At 29.7% G+C, this 5,351-nt stretch carries 4 protein-coding genes; 2 read left to right on the forward strand and 2 right to left on the reverse strand.

The window, feature by feature from the left end; all coding sequences use genetic code 11:
• Both HOH73_05950 and HOH73_05955 read right to left on the reverse strand, forming a co-directional pair.
• The coding region (locus HOH73_05950; protein ID MBT5828396.1) for a glutamate--tRNA ligase at nt 1-132 on the reverse strand (132 nt) is incomplete at its 3' end.
• A 34-nt stretch (nt 133-166) separates the two neighbouring features.
• Nucleotides 167-1,420 (reverse strand): histidine--tRNA ligase, encoded by a 1,254-nt coding sequence (locus HOH73_05955; GenBank protein MBT5828397.1) that lies wholly within the window; start codon nt 1,418-1,420, stop codon nt 167-169.
• A gap of 302 nt (nt 1,421-1,722) precedes the next feature.
• Here HOH73_05955 and HOH73_05960 point away from each other — a divergent pair, with 302 nt between their 5' ends.
• Nucleotides 1,723-3,039, forward strand: a complete 1,317-nt coding sequence (locus HOH73_05960) for a M48 family metalloprotease (GenBank protein MBT5828398.1) — start codon at nt 1,723-1,725, stop codon at nt 3,037-3,039.
• Nucleotides 3,032-5,351 (forward strand): MMPL family transporter (locus HOH73_05965; GenBank protein MBT5828399.1); only part of this gene is annotated, 2,320 nt, incomplete at its 3' end. The genes HOH73_05960 and HOH73_05965, both read left to right, overlap by 8 nt.

Raw genomic sequence — 5,351 nt, forward strand, 5'->3', positions numbered from 1 at the left:
GTCTGTGTCATCCATGCGCAATATCATCTTACCATTATGTTTTTTAGTAAAAAGATAATTTACGATGGCAGTTCTAACATTGCCAACATGTATATATCCAGTAGGACTTGGGGAAAATCGCGTTATAATCATGTATTTACTCTAAATAAAAAATATCTTTTTAAAACTAAAATTTCTCTTTGAAGGCAAAAAAGTCAGCTACCAAATTAGTGAATTCACATAACACTTCTTTACCGGACTTAAAATTCCTAAGTAACACTTGTTTAGTTGCAACTTCATTCTCACCTAATATAGCAACAAATTCAGGCTTAAATTTAGCTGCTTTTTTTAGCTTTTTAGTCAAATTACCCCCAGAAAAAATAATATCTGCTTTTATGTCATTTTGTCTAAGTGAATTTAACAAAGAAAAAGCGCTAGATTTTTCCGCATCAGACAAAGGCAAAACTATAATATTTATTATATTTTGTTCATTCATCTCAATTAATTCAAACATTCGCTCAACCCCGCCGGCAAAACCAACAGCTGGAGTTGCGCGGCCTCCCATATTTTCAATTAAGTTATCATATCTACCTCCTGCAAAAACTGCATTTTGCGCGCCAAGTAAAGCTGTACTATATTCAAAAACTGTATGCGCATAATAATCAAGCCCCCTTACAAGCTTATTATTTAATTTATATGAAATATTTTGTTTGGTTAACTCTTCTAATAAGGAGGAAAAAAAACTTTGATCAAAACTGGTAAAATAATCTTCTAGAAGTGGTGCATCTTGATTAATCTCCTGGTCCTTTATATCCTTACTATCTAATATTCTAAGCGGATTTGTTTTTAACCTATGCTTACTATCTTCTGACAAATCATTTTCATATCTAAGATAATAATTAACTAATTCATTCTTATATTTTAACCTTGCATCATTAGAGCCCAACGAATTGATTTCTAAGGTTACTTTATTTTGTATATTTAGTTTTTTTATTATCTGTTCTATTAACATAATTAGTTCTAATTCTGCATAATATGTATCATTACCAAAAAACTCAAAATTAACTTGGTTAAATTGTCTTTGTCTTGCTTTTTGTGGCCTTTCATAACGAAATAATGGACCATAAGTAAAAAACTTTAAGGGTAATTCGTGATATAGTTTATTTGAAATTAGTGATCTAACTATACCTGCTGTAAATTCAGGTCTTAAAGTTACCTTATTTTCACCTTTATCAGTAAAATTATACATTTCTTTATTTACGATATCAGACGCTTCTCCTAATGTTCTCTGATAAACTGAACTCTCTTCTAATATCGGAAAATATGATTTTTGGTAATTATAAGTTTCGGCAACCTTACCAATTAAATCTATGATATAATTAAATTTCTTTGCATCAGTTAAAATTACATCTTTAAAGCCTCTTAGGCAATTCAACTCCATATTACTTTATTTAAGAATTAGTGCTAAATATTTATTAGTTCAGACTTTACTATAAGTCTAGAAATAGCTTCATTTAACTCTAATTTTTCTTTAATTTACTAATTAATACTCAAAAGTTGTATTTTCTATTTATTATATTTATAAAAAATTTACACAATATTTACTAAATATAGCAACTCAAAAAAGTCAAAATATTGTCGAGCAAAGCTTAAAAACTCGGATGAAGAAGCCAAACTAAGTAATCTATTCACATAACCTCACTTATCTAATGACAATAAGGGCTAATTCAATAATATATAAAAATGTTTAAAAAAATATTTATTGCACTTACTTACATCATATTGGCTACGCATAAGCTATCTGCATTAAGTTTAATTCGTGATGCACAGACTGAACAATATTTACATAAAATATCTCAGCCTATATTTACAGCGGCCAACCTAGATAGACAAATAAAAATTCACATCATAAATGACCGTAGTATAAACGCATTTGTCGCAGGGGGTAAAAATATTTTTATTAATACAGGAACTATAACCTATTCGAATTCACCATTAGGATTAATTGGTATTATTGCACATGAAACTGGCCACATAACAGGCAGCCATTTAGCCAGAATGAGTCTAGATTTACAAAAAATCAACACTCAAATGGCTCTTGGCTATATAATTGGTATAGCCACAGCAGTTGCAGGCAGAGCTGATGCTGGCCAAGCTTTAATTATGGGTAGTTCACACATAGGTGAAAGACAATTTTATAGCCATAGTACTAAACATGAAGAAGCAGCTGACGAGGCTGCCTTGAAGTTGCTTGATGCAAGTAAAATAAGCGCGCAAGGCTTATTAGAGTTTTTTGGTGAAATAAAATCTAATGAAAAGTTATACACAGATCAAATTAATCCATATACCAGAACACACCCACTAACTAATGACAGAATGAATAGGATTCAAGAACATTTAAACAGCTCTCCTTATACTAATGTGCTGTTAGCAGAAAATTTACTTAATGAATTTACTATCATTAAAACAAAATTAGAGGCATTTTTAGAAGATCCTCTTGTGGTAATTGAAAATTATAGTAGCGATACTGAGCATGGCAAATTAGCTTTAGTAATAGCTAATCACCGCTTGGGAAAATCTAAAAAATCATTAGATATATTTAAAACTATACAAAATAAAGACTCTGCCTTTATGCAAGAGTTAAAAGGACAAATCCAGTATGAATCTGGCATGTCTGTGGCTGCAGTTAAAACTTTATTAGAGGTAGAAAAACAGCTTCCTGATATTTCCTTAGTAAAAATAGAGCTTGCCGCTGCTATTATAAGTGCAAAAAAAATAGAGCTTTACAAGATGGCTATAGCAAAACTAAACCAAGCATTGATTACAGAAACAGATAATGTAACTGGTTGGCGTTATTTAGCTAGATTATACCACCTTACTCAAAATCAAGGCTTGTCGTTATTATCCTTAGCAGAAGCTGAGTTTTTTGCTGCAAATTACGATTTAGCTCTTAAATATGCAAATAGTGCAAAAAAAATATTAAAAAAAGAAAATCAACAAGGCTCAATTATAAGAGCGGAAGATATTATTAAATTCTCTAAGGAAAAAAAAGATGTTTAAAATAAGCTCTATTTATGAAAAAATTATTAACAAATACACTAAAATATTTACGCTTATTCTAATAATATTTTTATCTTTTGCACTTTATTACAGTAAAAATTTTTATTTAGATGCCTCCGCTGATTCATTATCATTAAAAAATGATCAAGATTTAACTTTCTATCGTGAAATAAAGGAAAAATACATCTCAGATGATTATTTAGTTATAACATATGCGCCAAAAACCAGTATGTTTACTAAAAATAATCTAAAATATTTAGAAGATTTACATCAAAAATTAGCTGCATTAGAAAATATTGATAATGTAATTTCCATTTTAAACATACCTCTATTAAGAAGCCCACCTAGAAGCTTACAAGAGCTTGCTAAGGAAACTATTAATCTACTTCACCCAGATGTAGATTTAGCCTCAGCTCCAAATGAAATTTTAACCAGTCCACTATATAAAAATGCGCTTATTAGTCCTGATGGGAAAATTACAGCATTATTAGTTTTTCTAACCAAAGATGAAGAATATAATTTTTTGCTCAAAGAGCGAAACAAACTTAGAAATAAATCAGCAGCTTCTTTTTTAACGCCAGAAGAGCAAGCTAAGTTAGAAGAGTTAACCACAGAGTTTAAAATACGCTCAAGAATAACCAGTAAAGTAAGAGAAACTAATATTAGTGAGGTTCGTGGTATAATGAAGCAATATAAGGATGTTGCCACCATGTATCTAGGAGGTGTACCCATGATTATGTCTGATTCTTTAAATTACATAAAGAGTGACATGGTTGTTTTTGGTAGCGCAGTTCTAATATTTATTATTTTTACCTTAGCTATAGCCTTTAAGTCTGTCCGCTTTGTAATTTTACCCTTAACAATTTGCTTCACCGTTACACTAATTATGATTGGTTTTCTAGGCTTTACAGCCTGGCCTGTAACTACTGTTTCATCTAATTTTATTGCTCTTTTATTAATTCTTACCCTATCTATTAATATTCATTTAACTGTAAAATATCGGGAAGAATATCGTAAAAACCCTAAATTAACTCACCGAGAATTAATTTTAATTTCTACGAAAAAAATGGCCAAGCCATGTTTTTATACAACTTTAACTACAATGGTAGCTTTTGCTTCCTTAATTCTTAGTGGTTTAAAACCAGTTATTGATTTTGGTTGGATGATGTTTGCCGGCCTAGCAATTTCATATTTAATTTCATTAATGTTTTTTCCTATTTTGCATAGCTTCTTAAACAAACCAAAAAAAGTTAGAATAGCACATGATATTACACATTATATCACAGAGTTTTTTGCTAAACAGGTGGAATTTAGAGCAAAATTAATTCTAGGATTTTTTATGTTATTATTCTGTATAAGCATTTATGGGATTAGCAAATTATCTGTAGAAAATCGCTTTATTGATTATTACAAGAAAGATACAGAGATATATCAGGGTATGAAACTAATTGATGAAAATTTAGGTGGAACAACTCCATTAGAAATTATCATAGATGCCCCTCCTGAACATTTTGAGCAAATAGAAGCAGAGGAATCTTTTAATATTTTTGGTCTTGAAGAAGAAAACACGGAAAATGAGATTACTAAAGGCTATTGGTTTAACAGCTATATGTTTGAACAAATTAACGATTATCATAATTACTTAGATAATTTACCAGAAACAGGTAAGGTTTTATCTTTAGACACAACTTTAGATTTGTTTTCTTCAATTGATCCAGAGCTAATCTCTAACTCATTCACTCTGGCCATATTATATAATAAACTTCCTCTTGAAATAAAAAAGCAGATTTTCGATCCTTTTATTTCAGCAGATGGCAACCAACTTAGATATAGTATAAGAATTTACGAATCATCACATAATTTAAAAAGGAATGACTTATTGTTAAAAATTAAAAAAGACTTTACCGAAAAATTTAATCTAGCTGAGGATCAATTTAGACTTACAGGTATGTTGGTTCTATATAACAATATTTTACAAACTTTATTTAAAAGTCAGATCCTTACTATAGGTGCGGTATTTTTGTTAATATTTATAATGTTTTATTTGTTATTTCGAAATATTAGAATTTCTTTAATTGCAATTATTCCAAATATTTTAGCAGCTTCTTTTATTCTTGGCATTATGGGGTTGCTAGGTATCTCCTTAGATATTATGACTATAACTATTGCAGCTATAGTTATTGGTATAGCGGTTGATAATACTATACATTATATTCACAGATTTATTGAGGAGTATAAAATAGATAACAATTATATTAAAGCAATGTACAGGTCGCATGAATCGATAGGAAGGGCAATGTATTTTACTACTA

Source organism: Alphaproteobacteria bacterium (assembly GCA_018667735.1).
Classification (GTDB): domain Bacteria; phylum Pseudomonadota; class Alphaproteobacteria; order Rickettsiales; family JABIRX01; genus JABIRX01.

Coding starts and splice junctions, on each gene's coding strand:
- HOH73_05960 (MBT5828398.1), top strand. CDS start 1,723: ATGTTTAAAAAAATATTTATTGCACTTACTTACATCATATTGGCTACG.
- HOH73_05955 (MBT5828397.1), bottom strand. CDS start 1,420: ATGGAGTTGAATTGCCTAAGAGGCTTTAAAGATGTAATTTTAACTGAT.